This window comes from Ramlibacter sp., from assembly GCF_035627355.1.
Classification (GTDB): Bacteria; Pseudomonadota; Gammaproteobacteria; order Burkholderiales; family Burkholderiaceae_C; genus Ramlibacter.
This window is the reverse complement of record NZ_DASPLW010000010.1, coordinates 141,068-155,751: the sequence shown is the minus strand read 5'-3', so window position 1 is coordinate 155,751 and position 14,684 is coordinate 141,068. Positions and strand designations below refer to the sequence as shown.

General features: G+C 70.0%; 14 protein-coding genes and 1 rRNA gene. 11 read left to right on the top strand and 4 right to left on the bottom strand.

Annotation, left to right across the window (positions count from 1 at the left end; translation table 11 throughout):
* Positions 1 to 784: ribosomal RNA gene (locus VEC03_RS04330) — 16S ribosomal RNA — on the bottom strand; the annotation flags it as partial.
* Positions 785 to 1,481: 697 nt separating this feature from the next.
* Here VEC03_RS04330 and VEC03_RS04325 point away from each other — a divergent pair.
* On the top strand, positions 1,482 to 3,356 hold the full coding sequence (locus VEC03_RS04325; protein ID WP_324912942.1) for an ATP-binding cassette domain-containing protein: 1,875 nt from the start codon (positions 1,482 to 1,484) through the stop codon (positions 3,354 to 3,356).
* Between the two features lie 82 nt (positions 3,357 to 3,438).
* Entirely contained in the window at positions 3,439 to 5,187 is a 1,749-nt protein-coding gene (locus VEC03_RS04320) for a phospholipase D family protein (RefSeq protein ID WP_324912940.1), read from the top strand.
* Between the two features lie 7 nt (positions 5,188 to 5,194).
* Here the strand turns inward: VEC03_RS04320 and VEC03_RS04315 are convergent, their stop codons facing one another.
* Positions 5,195 to 6,625 carry a PLP-dependent aminotransferase family protein gene (locus tag VEC03_RS04315; protein WP_324912939.1) on the bottom strand — a complete coding sequence of 477 codons (1,431 nt, stop codon included), beginning with the start codon at positions 6,623 to 6,625 and terminating at the stop codon, positions 5,195 to 5,197.
* A gap of 165 nt (positions 6,626 to 6,790) precedes the next feature.
* Here VEC03_RS04315 and VEC03_RS04310 point away from each other — a divergent pair, with 165 nt between their 5' ends.
* From VEC03_RS04310 to VEC03_RS04270, 9 genes are all read left to right on the top strand, one after another.
* A complete protein-coding gene (locus tag VEC03_RS04310; RefSeq protein WP_324912938.1) occupies positions 6,791 to 7,696 on the top strand; it encodes a DMT family transporter in 906 nt (301 codons plus the stop codon).
* The gene (locus VEC03_RS04305) at positions 7,693 to 8,892 is read left to right on the top strand and encodes a PLP-dependent aminotransferase family protein (protein ID WP_324912936.1); all 1,200 of its coding nucleotides are present in this window, start codon (positions 7,693 to 7,695) and stop codon (positions 8,890 to 8,892) included. The genes VEC03_RS04310 and VEC03_RS04305 overlap by 4 nt, the downstream gene beginning before the upstream one ends.
* 33 nt (positions 8,893 to 8,925) lie before the next feature.
* The gene (locus VEC03_RS04300) at positions 8,926 to 9,798 is read left to right on the top strand and encodes a PhzF family phenazine biosynthesis protein (protein ID WP_324912935.1); all 873 of its coding nucleotides are present in this window, start codon (positions 8,926 to 8,928) and stop codon (positions 9,796 to 9,798) included.
* A 14-nt stretch (positions 9,799 to 9,812) separates the two neighbouring features.
* Positions 9,813 to 10,478 carry a VOC family protein gene (locus VEC03_RS04295; RefSeq protein ID WP_324912957.1) on the top strand — a complete coding sequence of 222 codons (666 nt, stop codon included), beginning with the start codon at positions 9,813 to 9,815 and terminating at the stop codon, positions 10,476 to 10,478.
* 2 nt (positions 10,479 to 10,480) lie between these two features.
* Positions 10,481 to 11,491 carry a threonine dehydratase gene (locus VEC03_RS04290; RefSeq protein WP_324912933.1) on the top strand — a complete coding sequence of 337 codons (1,011 nt, stop codon included), beginning with the start codon at positions 10,481 to 10,483 and terminating at the stop codon, positions 11,489 to 11,491.
* A gap of 32 nt (positions 11,492 to 11,523) precedes the next feature.
* The gene (locus tag VEC03_RS04285; protein ID WP_324912932.1) at positions 11,524 to 11,832 is read left to right on the top strand and encodes a hypothetical protein; all 309 of its coding nucleotides are present in this window, start codon (positions 11,524 to 11,526) and stop codon (positions 11,830 to 11,832) included.
* Positions 11,833 to 11,896: 64 nt separating this feature from the next.
* The gene (locus VEC03_RS04280) at positions 11,897 to 12,568 is read left to right on the top strand and encodes a histidine phosphatase family protein (RefSeq protein ID WP_324912931.1); all 672 of its coding nucleotides are present in this window, start codon (positions 11,897 to 11,899) and stop codon (positions 12,566 to 12,568) included.
* 75 nt (positions 12,569 to 12,643) lie between these two features.
* A complete protein-coding gene (locus VEC03_RS04275) occupies positions 12,644 to 13,021 on the top strand; it encodes a thioredoxin family protein (RefSeq protein ID WP_324912929.1) in 378 nt (125 codons plus the stop codon).
* Positions 13,022 to 13,188: 167 nt separating this feature from the next.
* A complete protein-coding gene (locus VEC03_RS04270; RefSeq protein ID WP_324912928.1) occupies positions 13,189 to 13,401 on the top strand; it encodes a KGG domain-containing protein in 213 nt (70 codons plus the stop codon).
* 79 nt (positions 13,402 to 13,480) lie between these two features.
* Here the strand turns inward: VEC03_RS04270 and VEC03_RS04265 are convergent, their stop codons facing one another.
* Together VEC03_RS04265 and VEC03_RS04260 are read right to left on the bottom strand one after the other, a co-directional pair.
* Positions 13,481 to 14,119, bottom strand: coding sequence for an MBL fold metallo-hydrolase (locus VEC03_RS04265; RefSeq protein WP_324912927.1), 639 nt, complete (start codon positions 14,117 to 14,119; stop codon positions 13,481 to 13,483).
* 44 nt (positions 14,120 to 14,163) lie between these two features.
* Positions 14,164 to 14,637, bottom strand: coding sequence for a CBS domain-containing protein (locus VEC03_RS04260; protein WP_324912925.1), 474 nt, complete (start codon positions 14,635 to 14,637; stop codon positions 14,164 to 14,166).
* Between the last annotated feature and the right edge of the window lie 47 nt (positions 14,638 to 14,684).

Sequence of the window (14,684 nt, the reverse complement as noted above, 5' to 3'; positions counted from 1 at the left end):
TAATCCTGTTTGCTCCCCACGCTTTCGTGCATGAGCGTCAGTGCAGGCCCAGGGGATTGCCTTCGCCATCGGTGTTCCTCCGCATATCTACGCATTTCACTGCTACACGCGGAATTCCATCCCCCTCTGCCGCACTCCAGCGATGCAGTCACAAATGCAGTTCCCAGGTTGAGCCCGGGGATTTCACATCTGTCTTACATCACCGCCTGCGCACGCTTTACGCCCAGTAATTCCGATTAACGCTTGCACCCTACGTATTACCGCGGCTGCTGGCACGTAGTTAGCCGGTGCTTATTCTTACGGTACCGTCATTACGCCGAGGTATTAGCCCGGCGTGTTTCGTTCCGTACAAAAGCAGTTTACAACCCGAGGGCCTTCATCCTGCACGCGGAATGGCTGGATCAGGCTTTCGCCCATTGTCCAAAATTCCCCACTGCTGCCTCCCGTAGGAGTCTGGGCCGTGTCTCAGTCCCAGTGTGGCTGGTCGTCCTCTCAGACCAGCTACAGATCGCAGGCTTGGTGAGCCTTTACCCCACCAACTACCTAATCTGCCATCGGCCGCTCCAATCGCGCGAGGCCTTGCGGTCCCCCGCTTTCATCCAGAGATCGTATGCGGTATTAGCTACGCTTTCGCGTAGTTATCCCCCACGACTGGGCACGTTCCGATGTATTACTCACCCGTTCGCCACTCGCCACCAGGGTTGCCCCCGTGCTGCCGTTCGACTTGCATGTGTAAAGCATTCCGCCAGCGTTCAATCTGAGCCAGGATCAAACTCTACAGTTCGATCTTGATTTGTTGCCCCTTGCGGGGCCGCTCAAAAGGAATCGAAGTGAACTTCACTTCTCTTCAGTGAGCGTTTGTTGTTCCGAAGAACTTGGCAATCGCCATCAAACGCCCACGCTTATCGGCTGTATGTTGTTAACGAACCTTCTTGGCGCCACCGGCTCATCGCCTGTCTTGCCTGCGTTCGCTGCGATCAGCGAAGCCTTGAATTATGACAGTTTTTTCTAAGCTCTGTCAAGCTGTTTGCCGTTTTCTTTTGCCTTCGCTTCGTTGTCGAAGCTTTTGCAAATCGCTTTCGGCGAAGCCCTCGATTATGGCAGACTTTTTAAAAACCTGTCAAACCCGAGGGTTTTTGCTGATTCCGCTTTGCTTCGGTTGCCGCTAGGCCGCCTCGGCGCTTCGTCTTCAGCAGAGCCTTGAATTCTATACCGGATTTTTCGCTCCGGCCAACTCATCGACTCTTTTTTCTTCCCCGCTTCGGTGACCTCACCTTGCGGTGGCGTCTCGTCTGCGGAGCCCGCGACTATAGCACTCCGCGAACGAGCCCGACAACACGGATGCACTTTCTTACGTGGGCCATGCCGATGGCGCGGCACCCGTTCTCGACGGGGCCTTCTCTGCACAGCACTAGAGCTGCTGCCTGTAGCTTGCGGCGCTCCGCCTCCGGTGGAGCCGGCTACCCATAATCGACCGTTCCATGGCCCTAATCACCCTGCTCGAAGCCCAGTTGGCCTATGGCCACGTTCCCCTGCTGGACCATGCCCAATTCGCCCTCGAGGCGGGTGAGCGCGTGGGCCTCATCGGTCGCAACGGCGCGGGCAAGTCGTCTCTTCTGAAGATCCTGGCCGGGCTCGAGCGGCCGGATGACGGCACCCTTCAGTTGCAGCAAGGAATCCGGATCTCCTATGTGGCACAGGAGCCCGTGCTCGACGGCTCGGCCACGGTTTTCGAAGTGGTTCGCAGCGGCCTGCGCCCCGTCCTCGACCTCATCGACCAGTACAGCCACGGCATGGGCGACCTCGATGCGCTTCAGGCCCGCATCGAGGCCGAAGACGGCTGGAACTGGGAGCAGCGCGTCAACGAGACCTTGCATCGCCTGCATCTCGACCCTGCAGCCCGCATCACCACGCTTTCCGGTGGCGTGCGCAAGCGGACGGCTCTCGCGCAGGCGCTGGTCACGCGCCCCGACGTCCTGTTACTGGACGAGCCCACGAACCACTTGGACCTGGATGCCATCGAGTGGCTCGAGGGCCTGCTGCTGGACTTCAAGGGCAGCGTGGTCACCATCACCCACGACCGCGCCTTCCTCGACCGCACCTCGACCCGCATCGTCGAGCTGGACCGGGGACAGCTGCGCTCCTATCCCGGCAATTTCAGCCGCTACCAGGCCTTGAAGGAAGAACAGCTGGCACAGGAGGCGGTGGTCAACGCCAAGGCCGACAAGCTGCTGGCCCAGGAAGAGGTCTGGATCCGCAAGGGCGTGGAAGCCCGGCGCACGCGTGCCCAGGGCCGCATCAACCGCCTGCAGAGGCTGCGCGAGCAGCGCAGCGCCCGGCGCGAAGCGCTCGGGCGCGTGCGCATGGAAGTGGCGGCCGGGGCGCCCACCGGCAAGCTGGTGGCCGAGCTAGAGGGCGTGGGCAAGGCCTTCGACGGCAAGTCGGTGGTCCGCGACTTCTCCGCCACCCTGCTGCGGGGCGACAAGGTCGGCCTGGTGGGGCCGAACGGCGCCGGCAAGACCACCCTGCTGAAGCTCATCCTCGGCGAGCTGGCACCGGACAGCGGCAAGGTGCGCCAAGGAGCCAACCTGCAGGTGGCCTATTTCGACCAGATGCGCGAGGCGCTGGACCTCGACGCAACGCTGGAGGACTTCATCAGCCCCGGCAGCGAGTGGATCGAGATCGGCCGACAGCGCAAGCACGTCAAGAGCTACCTGGGCGATTTCCTGTTCTCGCCGGCGCGCGCGACATCCCCCGTGCGTTCGCTTTCGGGTGGCGAGCGCAACCGCCTGCTGCTGGCACGGCTGTTCGCGCGTCCGGCCAACGTGCTGGTGCTGGACGAGCCGACCAACGACCTGGACATCGACACGCTCGAGTTGCTGGAAGACCTGCTGCAAGACTACGAGGGGACGGTGTTCCTCGTCAGCCACGACCGGGCGTTCCTGGACAACGTGGTGACCAGCATCGTGGCTTGGGAGGGCGATGGCCGCTGGCGCGAATACGAAGGCGGCGTGCAGGACTGGCTGCAGCAATCGCAGCGCAGCCGTTCGCTGGCGCCCGCACCCAGTCTCTCGCCGGCAGCCGCACCCGCCGCCGCTCCGGCCCCGGCCAAACCACAAGCGACGCCAGCCCCGCGCCGCAAGCTCAGCTACAAGGAGCAGCGCGAACTGGAGGCGCTGCCGGGGCAGATCGACGCCCTCGAGCAGGAACAGGCCGCGATCGCCAGCGAACTCGCCGACGGCAGCCTCTATGCACGCGATGCCGAGCGCGCCGCCCGGCTGGCCGTGCGCAGCAGCGAAATCGAAGACGAACTGATGGCGGCGCTGGAGCGCTGGGAAACGCTCGGCAGCCTGTAGGGCGCGGCTGTCGCCATCTGGCGGCCACGGCTGACCTTTCGGCAGCCGCGCAGGGCACGCGGCCCACCTACAGTGTCCGGGCATGCCATTGCCCCACTTCCGAGGCTTGTCGCGGCCGGCACCCGAGGGCTGGCTTTGGCGGCTCGCCACCTGCCTGCTGCTGCTGGGATGGACCACCGGCTGTGCCGGCCTGCCGAGCCAGGTCGAGCGCACTGCGTCGCGCGCATTCGCCGCCCCGGAACAGACCAGCCTGGGCCGACTGGTGGCCGCGCGGCGCGCACAGGCGGGCACGCGCGCCGCCTCCGGCTTCCTGTTGCTGGACAGCGTGGACTCGGCGTTCAGCAGCCGGTTGGCGCTGGTCGAGCGCGCCGAGCGCAGCCTGGACCTGCAGTACTACGCCATCCACGCCGATGCCAGCACCGCGGTGCTGCTGGAGCGCATCCGCAGCGCCGCCGCGCGCGGCGTGCGGGTGCGCATCCTGCTCGACGACTTCAACTCCGTCGGGCCGGACGCCCAGGTGCTGCGCCTGGCCTTCGTGCCCGGCATCGAGCTCCGCCTCTTCAATCCGCTGACTGGCTCGCGCCGTTCGCTGCTGACCCGCATCCTCGGCTCGCTGCCGGATGTGGATCGCATCCAGAAGCGCATGCACAACAAGCTGTTCATCGCCGACAGCGCCTGGGGCATCACCGGCGGACGCAACCTCGGCGACGCCTACTTCGGCGGCGACCCCGACGGCGCCTTCGTGGATCTCGACGTGCTGGCGGCTGGTGCCGTGGTGCAGCGGATGGCCGCCAGCTTCGACCGATTCTGGAACGACGAGCTGGCCTATCCGGTGCAGGCCTTGCTGGAGCAAGAGGACCTGGACCGGCTGCGCAAGGACGATCGCAAGGAACCGCCTGCCGGCCCTGCTGCCTCCAGTCCCGGCCTCCAACCCGCCTCGACTTCCACTGGCGCCACTGTCGTCGCCCCTGCCTCATCCAGGGCCGCCCCGGGCAGCAGCGACAAGGTGCTCCCCAACGAACGCAACACGCCCCCGCCGCCCTCGACGCGGCGCCCGCCCATGGACCTGCAGCAGGTGCCGCTGGTCTGGGCTCCCGCCGCCCTGCTGGTGGACGAGCCCGGCAAGATCGCGCCCGGCGACGACGAAGCCGACGCCGGCGAGACCGTGGTGGACGGGCTGTTGCAGCTGATGCAGCAGGCCCGCACCGAGCTGCTGATCATCTCGCCCTACTTCGTACCCGGGCCCCAGATGATGGCGGTGTTCGCGCAGGCCCGCGCGCGCGGCGTGGCGGTTCGCGTGCTGACCAACTCGCTCGCGTCGAACGACGCGCCGGCCGCCCACGCCGGCTATCGACGCTACCGGCGCGAGCTGCTCGCGCTGGGCGTCGAACTGCACGAGATGCGCGCCGACTCGCCTGTCGACGCCGCGCAAGGCAGTGCCGGCGCCAGCCGCTCCGGCTTCGGGCTGGGCAGCCAGGCCGGAGGGTCCAAGGGCGCCGCGCCCCGCGCCAGCCTGCACTCCAAGGCCGTGATCATCGACCGGCGACTGTCGGTGATCGGCTCCATGAACCTGGACCTGCGCTCGCAGAAGCAGAACAGCGAAGTCGCCTTGCTGATCCGCAGCCGCAAGCTCGCCGACGCCGGGGCCCGGCTGATCGAGCGCACCTTCGCCCATGGCGCCTACCGGGTCGAGCTGGCCGGTGACGAGCTGCTCTGGCGCGCGCCGCCCGGCGCCCCGTTCGGCGACGCCACCCACGAACCCGACGCCTCGCTGCGGCTGCGCCTGCTGGTCGACCTGCTCGCGCCGATCGCGCCCGACGAGATGCTCTGACGGCGCGCTACATCCGGCGCACCAGCTCGGCGTATTTCTTCCAGAACGCCGCGTCCTGGGTGGTGGCGAAGTTGATCCGCATCAGCGTGCTCGGCTTGCGCTCGGCATGGAACAGCGCGCCGGGCGCCAGCAGGTAGCCTTCGTCCAGCATGCGCTGGGCCAGCGCGTCGGTGTCCACGCCGGTGTCCACCCAGCCGAACAGGCCGGCCGGCTCGGCCGCGAAGCGGCAGCCGGCGTTCAGGGCCAGCTTCACGCTGCGGCTGCGCGCCGCATCCAGCCGGCTGCGGATGCGCTCGGAGTGCCGCCGCAACTGCCCCTGCTCGATGCACAGCGCCAGCGCCCGCTCCAGCAGCGCCGGCGTGGTCAGCGTCGACAACAGCTTGGTGTCCAGCAGCCGCTCGACCAGTGCCGGGTTCGCGGCGAGGAAGCCGATGCGCCAGTTCGGCGCCAGGATCTTGGCGAAGCCGCCGACATGGATGGTGCGCTGCAGGCCGTCGAGCGCGCACAGCCGGGTGGCGTGCTCCGGCGCGATGTGGCTGTAGGTGTCGTCCTCGACCACGTGGAAGTCGTGCTGGTTGGCCAGTTGCAGCAGGCGGTGCGCGCTGCCGGGCGACAGGCAGTAGCCGGTCGGGTTGTGCAGCACGCTGACGCTCACGTACAGCTTGGGCCGGTGCACCTCGCAGTAGCGTGCCATCACCGCCAGGTCCGGCCCGTCGACGCGCCGCGGCACCGGCAGCAGCCGCATGCCCATGGCCGTCAGGCGCGCGAATTCCACCGCCCAGCCCGGCTCCTCGACCATCACCGGATCGCCGGGGCGCAGCAGGGCGCGGCTGACGATGTCCAGCGCGTGGGTCGCCCCTATCGTGGTGATGATGCTGTCCGGGCCGGCGTGCACGTTCATGGCGGCCAGCTTGCGCGACAGCGCCAGGCGCAGCGCGCCGTCGCCCATCGGTTCGCCGTATTGCAGCGAGAACGCCTGCAGGGCCCGGGTGCCGGTCACCTTGCGCACGGCCGCGGGCATGAAGGTCGATTCCATCCATTGCGGCGGGAAAGCGCCCATGCCCGGCTGCGGCTTGCCGCCCAGTCCATGGAACATGCCGCGGATCAGCGTGGTGGCGTCGACCGGCGAGGGCGCCGGCTCGGCCGCTGTGGCAGCGGACGTTTCGGCGCGACGCGCGGCGGACGGCCGCGTGGCCGGCTCGCGCAGGGCCAGCTCGCGCACGAAGAAGCCGCGGTTCTTGCGCGCTTCCACCAGCCCCTGGGCCAGCAACTGGTCATACGCGGCCACCACCGTGGCCGGGCTCACGCCCTGCTGCTGCGCGCACAGCCGCACCGACGGCAGGCGCGCGCCGGGCGCCAGCAGCCGATCGCGGATGCGCTGGGCGAAGCGGCCCGACAGCTGCTCGGTGAGCGACAGGGAGGAGGATCGGGTCAGCATGGGAGCTTTCGTGTACTGCCCGGCGGACCGATACAGATCGGCATCTGAACCGGGCAACTGTACTGGTGGTGTATTGGTTCGCGAGCTTACAGTGGGTTGGATGCACCCACAAGCCATGGCCCTGCACGACTCGCTCGCAAAGCGCGCCGACGCCGGAGCGCGCACATGAGGCCGCAGGAGATCCGCGGGCTCTGGCTCGGCTTCATCGGCGTCGCCGTCTTCGCGCTGACCCTGCCCATGACGCGGCTGGCGGTCGGCACGCCGGAGGCGCCGCAGATGTCCGGCGTGTTCATCGCGCTCGGCCGCGCGGTCGTAGCCGCAGCCCTGTCCGCGGCCTTCCTCCTGGCCAGCCGGGCGCCGCTGCCGCGCCGCGGCGACTGGCTGCCGCTGGCGATCACCGCGGCCGGCGTGGTGTTCGGCTTTCCTCTGCTCACGTCGGTCGCGATGCGCTACGTCGAAGCGGTGCATGCCAGCGTGATCGTGGGCGTGCTGCCGCTGGCCACGGCTGCGGTCGGGGCCTGGCTGCACCGGCAGCGGCCCGGCCCTGGCTTCTGGGCCTGCGCGGCCCTGGGCAGCGCGTTGGTCGTGGCCTTCGCCCTGCTGCGCAGCGGCGGCACGACGCTGCACGTGGCCGACCTGCTGCTGCTGGCCGGCATGGCGTGCGCGGCGGTGGGCTACGGCTGGGGCGCCCGCCTGTCGCAGCGCATGCGCGCCGAGCACGTGATCTGCTGGGCGCTACTGATCTCGCTGCCGCTCACCCTGCCGCTCGCACTCGTCACCCGCCCGCAGGCGACGCTGCCCGCCTCGGCCTGGTGGGCCTTCGCCTACGTCGGCGTGTTCTCGATGTGGCTAGGCTTCTTCGCCTGGTACCGCGGCCTGGCGCTGGGCGGCACCGTACGCGTCAGCCAGGTGCAACTGGTGCAGCCCTTCCTCGGCATGCTGTTCGCCGTGCCCCTGCTCGGCGAGACGATCGACGCCACCACGCTCGGATTCGGCCTGGCCGTCATCGCCACCGTCTTCATCGGCCGCAAGATGCCGGTGCACCCCCGTTCCCAACCGGAGCCTGCATGAACCCCTACGACCTGCCCTCGACCTGGGTGCTGGCGCGCCGCGCCAGCCGCATGAACCCGTCGGCGATCCGCGAAATCCTCAAGGTCACCGAACGCCCGGGCGTCATCAGCTTCGCCGGCGGCCTGCCCTCGCCGAGCACCTTCCCGGTCGATGCGTTCGCCGCCGCCAGCGCCCGCGTGCTGCAGGAAGACGGACCGGCCGCCCTGCAGTACGCCGCCAGCGAAGGCTTCCCCGCCCTGCGCCAGCAGGTGGCGGCCGGACTGCCCTGGCCGGTGGACCCGGACCAGGTGCTGATCACCACCGGCTCGCAGCAGGGACTGGACCTGGTGGCCAAGGTGCTGGTGGATGCCGGCTCGCGCGTGCTGGTGGAAACGCCCACCTACCTGGGCGCGCTGCAGGCTTTCGCGCCGATGGAGCCGGAGATCCTGGGCGTGCGCAGCGACTACGAGGGCGTGCAACTGGACGACCTGAGGGCCAAGGCCGAAGGGGCCCGCTTCCTCTACCTGCTGCCGAACTTCCAGAACCCGACCGGGCGCAGCATGAGCGAGGCGCGCCGGGCCGCCCTGGCCGAACTCGCGGCCGAGCTGCGGCTGCCGATCGTGGAGGACAACCCGTATGGCGAGCTGTGGTTCGATCGTGCGCCACCGCCCCCACTGTCGGCTCGTCATCCGGACGGCTGCCTGTACCTGGGCTCGTTCTCCAAGGTGCTGGCCCCGGGGCTGCGCCTGGGCTTCCTGGTGGCACCGCCGGCGCTCTACCCCAAGCTGCTGCAGGCCAAGCAGGCGGCCGACCTGCACAGTCCCGGGTTCAACCAGCGCATGGCCGCGCAGGTGATGGCGGGCGACTTCCTGCAACGCCACGTGCCGCGCATCCGCGCGCTCTACCGCAGCCAGCGCGACGCCATGCTGGCGGCCCTCGAGCGTGAAATGGCCGGGCTGGGCTTGCAGTGGAACGTGCCCGACGGCGGCATGTTCCTGTGGGCGCGGCTGCCGCACGGGCTGGACGCGCTGGAACTGCTGCCCCGCGCCGTGGAGGCCGGCGTCGCGTTCGTGCCCGGCGCGCCCTTCTATGCCGATGGCAGCGAGGACCCCGAGGCGCAGCGCACCCTCCGGCTGTCCTTCGTCACGGCCAGCGTCGCCGAGATCGACCGCGGCATCGCCGCCCTCGCCGCCGTCATCCGCCAAGCCACCGGCTGATCCGCCGCATCGTTACTGCCAACGGAAACTCCCATGCGCATGCGCCCCTTCCAGCAGGTCGACGTCTTCACCGCGACCCCTTACCTCGGCAACCCATTGGCCGTCGTGCTCGACGGCAGCGGCCTGTCCACGCAGCAGATGCAGGCGTTCACGAACTGGACCAACCTGTCCGAGGCCACGTTCCTGCTGCCGCCCGAGCACCCCGAGGCCGACTACAAGGTCCGGATCTTCTGCCCGGGCCGCGAACTGCCGTTCGCCGGCCACCCCACCCTCGGGAGCTGCCACGCCTGGCTGGGCGCCGGCGGCCGGCCCCAGGGCGAACACATCGTGCAGGAATGCGGGGCCGGCCTGGTCCGCATCCGCCGCGACGCCGCGTCCGGAAAGCTCGCGTTCGCCGCGCCGCCGCTGCGCAAGAGCGGCCCGCTGCCCGAGGCCGAGGTCGAGCTGATCGCGCGCGGACTCGGCCTCGCCCGCACGGACATCGTGGCCCATGCCTGGTGTGACAACGGGCCGAACTGGCGCGGCGTGATGCTGCGCAGCAGCGAGCAGGTGCTGGCGCTGCGGCCCGACGCCGCGGTGCTGGCCGGCCTCGACGTCGGCGTGGTCGGCCCGCGCGGCAAGGTTGGCGTGGCCGGCCCGCGCGCCGCCGGCGACGACTGCGCGTTCGAGGTCCGCGCCTTTTTTCCCGGTAACAACGGCATGGCCGAGGACCCGGTCACCGGCAGCCTGAACGCAGCGCTGGCGCAATGGCTGGTCGGCGCCGGGCTGGCCCCGGAGCGCTACGTCGCCTCGCAGGGCACGGCGCTCGGCCGGGCCGGCCGGGTGCACGTGGAGCGCGCCCCCGACGGCACGACCTGGATCGGCGGCCACTCGGTCACCTGCATCGCCGGCGAGGTGCGGTTGTGAGCGCGGTGCCGGGCATGGACCACCTGGTGGTGGTGGCCGACTCGCTGGTCCAGGGCGCCGACTGGTGCGAGCGCACCCTGGGCGTGACGCCGGGGCCCGGTGGCGAGCACCCGCTGATGGGCACGCACAACCGCCTGCTGCGCATCGCCACCGTCGACCACCCGCAGGCCTATTTCGAGATCATTGCGCGCAACCCGGCGGCCACCGCGCCCGGGCGCACCCGCTGGTTCGACATGGACCAGCCGGCGCAGCAGTCGGCCGTGCGCGAACACGGTCCGCGGCTGGTGCACTGGGTGGCGCGGGTGCCGGACCTGGATGCCGCACTCGCCGCCTGGCGCCGGCTGGGCCTGGACCGCGGCGAAGCCATCGCTGCCTCGCGCGAGACGGCGCGCGGCCTGCTGCGCTGGCGCATCGGCGTGCGGCCGGACGGGCAGCGCCTGCTCGACGGCTGCCTTCCCACGCTGATCGAGTGGACCGGGCCGCACCCGGCGGCGAACATGCCCGAGAGCGGGATCGCGTTGCACGCGCTGGCCCTGCAACATCCGCAAGCCGGCCTGCTCGGCCGCGCGCTATCCGCGATCGGCATAGCCCGCGTCGCCGTGGCCGAAGGCCCGGCCAACCTGTGCGCCACGCTGCGGACGCCCAAGGGCGCCGTGCGCCTGGAATCCTCGGGACTCTGACCATGCGCTTCACCACCACCGAAATCGACGACGCCCGCCGCATCGTCTATGCCCGGCTGCCGCCCACGCCGCAGTACGCCTGGCCCATGCTGCGCCAGCGAATGGGGCTGGAGGTGTGGGTCAAGCACGAGAACCACACGGCGGTCGGCGCCTTCAAGGTGCGCGGCGGCCTGACCTGGTTCGACGCGCTGGCGCGTTCGCGGCCGGAGGTGCGCGGCGTGATCAGCGCCACGCGCGGCAACCATGGGCAATCGGTCGGCTATGCCGCCCGGCTGCACGGCCTGCAGGCCACCATCGTGGTGCCGCACGGCAACTCCACCGAGAAGAACGCGGCCATGCGAACGCTCGGCGTCGAACTGCTGGAGCACGGCGAGGACTTCCAGGCCGCGCGCGAGCACGCCATCGAGCTGGGGCGGCAGCGGGGGCTGCTCATGGTGCCCTCCTTCCATCGCGAGCTGATCCGCGGCGTGATGACCTACTGGCTGGAGTTCTTCGAGAGCTTCGCGCGCGGCAGCGAGCCCGACGTGGTCTACGTGCCCATCGGCCAGGGCTCGGGCTTCTGCGCCGCGGCCGCCGCCCGCGCCCACACCGGCGCGCGCAGCGAGCTGGTCGGCGTGGTCTCGGCCCATGCCACCACCTACCTCGACTCGTTCCGCGCGGGCCGGGTGATGGCCGCCCCGGTGAGCACCGAACTGGCCGACGGCATGGCCTGCCGGATCGCCGACGAGGAGGCGCTGGCGGTGGTGCGGCGCGAAGCCGCCGACGTGGTGGCGGTGACCGACGACGAGGTCGGCGAGGCCATGCGCATCCTGTTCCACGACACGCACAACGTGGCCGAGGGCGCCGGCGCGGCCGGCCTGGCGGCGGCGCTGCAGCAACGCGGACGCCGCGCCGCGCGCAGCGTGGGCCTGCCCATCACCGGCGGCAACGTGGACAGCGCGCTGTTCGCCCGGGTGCTGTCAGCCCCGTCGGTGCCGTCCTACACGGCCGGCGGCAGCGCCCGCCTAGAGTGATCCCGCGCGCCGCGCGGGCGCGGGAGACTTCCATGGATCGAGTCACGGGGCCGTTCGACGGCCGTTGGGTCGCCAGCTCCGCCAGCGAAATGGGTGCCGGCAGCGGGCGCTACCTGGGGTTCGCCAAGGTCTGCTGCACCCGGCCAGGCAGCTTCTGGCTGGCGACGCTGTGCGAGCAGCCCGGCTGCTGCGCCCACCTCTGCGGCGGCGGGCTGTTCGACACGCCGGAGGCCGCGATGGCCAGCGCCGAACTGATCGCCGCCGGCCACATTCGCGCCAACGCGTCCTTGCCGGCCGGCACGGCCCCCAGCACGTCGCCCACCCTGCACGCGGCCTGCTGATCCCGGCCGCCGGGCGTCACGCACGGGACCGGCGGGTTCCGGGCGGCGAACCAGAATCGCGCGCATGGGAACCCTCTACCTCGTGCGGCACGGCCAGGCCTCCTTCGGCGCGGCCGACTATGACCAGCTGAGCGAGCTCGGCCGGCGGCAGAGCGTGCGGCTGGGCGAGTACTTCGCGCACCAGGGGATCCACTTCGACGGCCTGATCGCCGGCACGCTGCAACGCCACAAGCAGACGCTGGCCGGGATCCTGCAGGGCATGAACCGGGCCGGCGAGCACCTCGCCTGGGAAGGCCTGAACGAATACGACAGCGAGGCGGTGATCGCCGCCATCCATCCCGGACCGCGCGAGCGGCCACGCACGCCCGAGGAGGCGCGGCACCACTTCCGCCTGCTGCGCGACGGCCTGGCCCAGTGGATGGCCGGCGCCGCCAACCCCGCCGGCATGCCGACCTGGCGCGACTTCCTGGCCGGCGTGGCCGGCGCGCTCGACCATGTGCGCGCCAACCACTACGGGCAGAACGTGCTGGTCGTCACCAGCGGCGGTCCGATCGCCACCGCGGTCGGGCACGTGCTCGGGGCCTCGCCGCAGGCCACCATCGAGCTGAACATGCGCATCCGCAACACCGCAGTGACCGAGTTCGCCTTCACCCCCAAGCGGCACTCGCTGGTCAGCTTCAACTGCCTGCCGCACCTGGACGCGCCGGACCTGCGCGGCTGGATCTCCTACGCCTGAGCCAGCGATCATGGTGCGGCCGCGGCCGTGACCCGGCGCAAGCAGCGGGTTCGGGCCTTGGCCTAGACTGCCCGCATGAGCAGCGCGAGCGGCAGCCCGGACGACAGCCCCTGGCAGGTAATCTGCCTGTGCGCCGCATGGTGCCGCGCATGCGGGGAATGGGCCCCCGTCTTCGATGCGCTCGCCGCCGCCCATCCGCAGGCCCGGTTCGCGTGGGTGGACATCGAGGACGAAGCCGACGCCATGGGCGACGTGGACATCGAGACCTTCCCCACCCTGCTGGTCGGGCACGGCACCCAGGCCCGCTTCTTCGGACCGGTGCAGCCCTCGCAGGCACAGGTCGGACGGCTGCTCGACACCCTCCTGTCCGGCGATCGCGCGGCGCCCGCCACCGCGCCGGAAGCGAGCGCGCTGCTGCATCGGCTGCAGGCCGCCGTGCTCCGAAAAAGCTAGCAGCCGATACAGGCCTTGTCTGGATGTAACCCCGCAAGGTCCCTTCCTACACCGCGCGGCTCAAGGGCCTGACGAGCGTTTCTCTGCTTTGCAAGCCCAATCCGGGGTCATGGCGGGTGTGCGGCCCCCATGCATCTCTTTCCCAAGCTTTTTCCAGGAGTACCCAGATGGCATCGAACAATCAAGGCAACGCCGGTGGCAAGTCGAACCGCGGTTTCGCATCGATGGATCCGGAGCGCCAGCGCCAGATCGCCAGCGAGGGCGGCAAGGCGGCCCATGAAAAGGGGACCGCCCACGAGTTCACGTCCGAGGAAGCCCGCGAGGCCGGCCGCAAGGGGGGCCAGGCGCGCAGCGCCAATCGCAAGCGGAGTGCGCAGTAGATCGGCTGCGACGGTGCGCCGCGCAGCGGCTCACGAACCAGGGGCCGCCCGCGCAGGGTGGCCCTTTTTTTCGGTGGCCTCAGGTGCCGCCGACGAAGGGATTGCTGCGGCGCTCGCGGCCGAAGGTGCTCTCCGGGCCATGGCCCGGGATGAACACCGTGTCGTCCCCCATCGGCCACAAGCGCTCCACGATGCTCGCGACCAGCGTGTCGTGATCGCCGCCGGGGAAGTCGGTGCGGCCTATGCTGCCGGCGAACAGCACGTCGCCGACGAAGGCGCGCTGCAGCTCGGGTGAATGGAACACCACGTGGCCGGGCGTATGGCCCGGGCAATGGCGCACGTGCAAGGTGTGCGCGCCCAGGGTGACGGTGTCGCCGTCCTCCAGCCAGCGCACCGGCGTGAAGGCCTCGGCCGGCGGGAAGCCGAACATGCTGCTTTGCTGCGGCAGGGCGTCGATCCAGAACTGGTCGCCCCGGTGCGGGCCGATGATGGGCAGCTGCAGCCGTCGGGCCAGTTCGCCGGCAGCGCCGGCGTGGTCGATGTGGGCGTGGGTCAGCCAGATCTGCTTCAGTGAAAGGCCGAGTGAAGCGACCTGCTGCTCCAGCACGTCGAGATCGCCGCCCGGGTCGACGACGGCGGCTTCCAGGGTCTGGTCGTCCCAGACCAGCGAGCAGTTCTGGGCGAAGGGCGTGACAGGGACGGTGCGGTAGCGGAGCATGCCGCGATTGTCCCCGGCCCGCGCGCCTAGCTGCCCGCGGCCGATCAACCTTTCTGCTTCTGCCCGGACGCCGGCCGGCCCGAACGGTCCGGCTCGGCGGGCGAGGAGATGTCGCCGAGCGACAGGCCCACGTCCTCCTCGTCGGCCGGGCTCTTGGCGGCGATGTCGCCGATCGACAGGATGCCGACCAGCCGGTCCTGGCCGTCCACCACCGGCATGCGGCGGATCTGCGCGTTCGACATCTCGACCAGCACCTCGTCGACGTCGTCGTCCTGCCGCGCCGTGCGCACGTGGCCGCTCATCACGTCGGCCAGCTTGCAGGACTTCGGGTCGACGTCGCGCGCGAGACCACGCACCACGATGTCGCGGTCGGTCACCATGCCGCACAGGCGCTCGCCGTCGCACACGGGCACCACGCCCACGTTCAGTTCATCCATCACCTTGGCCGCATCCGCCAGCGTGTCCTGCGGGGTCATGCTTCGGGGGTTGCGGGTCATCACGTCGGCCACGGTTGCCATGGTTCGCTCCTGGTTGGTGCCGGCGCCAGCCGCCGGCTTGCGGACCA